Origin of the sequence: Streptomyces sp. NPDC007856 (assembly GCF_042868225.1) — a bacterium.
Taxonomy (GTDB): Bacteria; Actinomycetota; Actinomycetes; order Streptomycetales; family Streptomycetaceae; genus Streptomyces.
The window spans coordinates 1-1,332 of the sequence record NZ_JBIAEC010000117.1; the positions used below are offsets into that span (position 1 = coordinate 1).

A 1,332-nucleotide genomic window follows, 5' to 3' on the forward strand; every position below is an offset into this window, starting at 1 on the left:
GGTCATGTCCCCTGGGGTGGTGTAGCGAGGTCGATCTGATCTTTGTAGATCGTGTCCATGCTTCCCTCGGGTAGATAGCGGCGGGGGAAGGCGATCCACTCGTCGTGCATCTCGACGAGGACGGCGGTGGTGAGGCGCTCGAGGGCGTCGGGGTTGGGGAAGATCTGGACGACGTCGGTCCGGCGCTTGATCTCGCGGTTGATCCGCTCCAGCGGATTGGTCGATTGGATCTTCTTCCAGTGCCGATCAGGGAAGTCCGCGAACGCGGTCAGGTCCTCCTTCGCCTCCAGGAGCATGACCCTGACCTTGGGGAACTGTCGGCCGAGCATGTCGGCGACGGTGTCGAGCTGGGCCCGGACGGCTGCTGCGGTGGGCTGGGCGAAGATCGTGCGGATGGTCGCCGCCACCATCTCGGCACAGTCCTTCGGGATCACCGCAAAGACATTGCGCAGGAAGTGAACGCGGCACCGTTGGTAGCCGGCGCCGAGCATGACCTTGCGCACGGCCTTGACCAGGCCGCTGTGGTGGTCAGCGATGACCAGGCGGACCCCGGACAGCCCCCGCTCGCGCAGCGAGCGCAGGAACTCGGTCCAGAACGCCTCGGTCTCGCTGTCGCCGACCATCAGTCCCAGCACCTCGCGTCCGCCATCTTCAGTGATGCCGGTGGCGATGACCACGGCCTGGGACACGATCTGGTGGTTCACGCGGGCCTTGCAGTAGGTCGCGTCCAAGTAGACGTAGGGGAAGCGGGTATGGTCCAGCGGCCGGGTGCGGAAGGCGGTGAGCTCGGCGTCCAGGGCGGCGCAGAGCCGGGAGACCTCGCTCTTGGAGATCCCGCTGTCCGCTCCCAGGGCCTTGACCAGGTCGTCCACGCTGCGGGTGGACACCCCGTGGACGTATGCCTCGACGATGACGGCATACAGGGCCCGGTCGATCCGGCGGCGGCGTTCGAGCAGGCTGGGGAAGAAGCTGCCGGTGCGGACCTTGGGGATCGCCAGGTCGAGATCCCCGGCCTGCGTGGTCAGCGTCTTTCCGCGGTGGCCGTTGCGCAGGTTGGTCCGGGTCTCGGTGTGCTCGCCGGGCTCGGCCCCGATGAACGAGGTGGCTTCGGCCTCGATCAGCTCCTGCAGGATCCGCTGGGCCAGGACCCGGACCAACTCGATTCCGTCCGCCGTACGCAGTGACTCCATCAGCCGGAGTAAGTCATGCTGGGACAAGGCCATCGCGTCACCTCTCTCAACGAGCCTCTCTACTCGGAGAGTTGCGCGATGGCCGCCCCATGACCAGGGGCTATGCGGAGATCGCTGCTACACCACTCGGCGGGACACCATC

Annotated in this window: 1 protein-coding gene; it reads right to left on the reverse strand. The window is 66.5% G+C overall.

Annotated features, from left to right (window positions below; genetic code table 11):
- Positions 1-2: 2 nt before the first annotated feature.
- Positions 3-1,223, reverse strand: a complete 1,221-nt coding sequence (locus ACFYOH_RS44840; protein WP_388638142.1) for an IS256 family transposase — start codon at positions 1,221-1,223, stop codon at positions 3-5.
- Positions 1,224-1,332 lie beyond the last annotated feature (109 nt).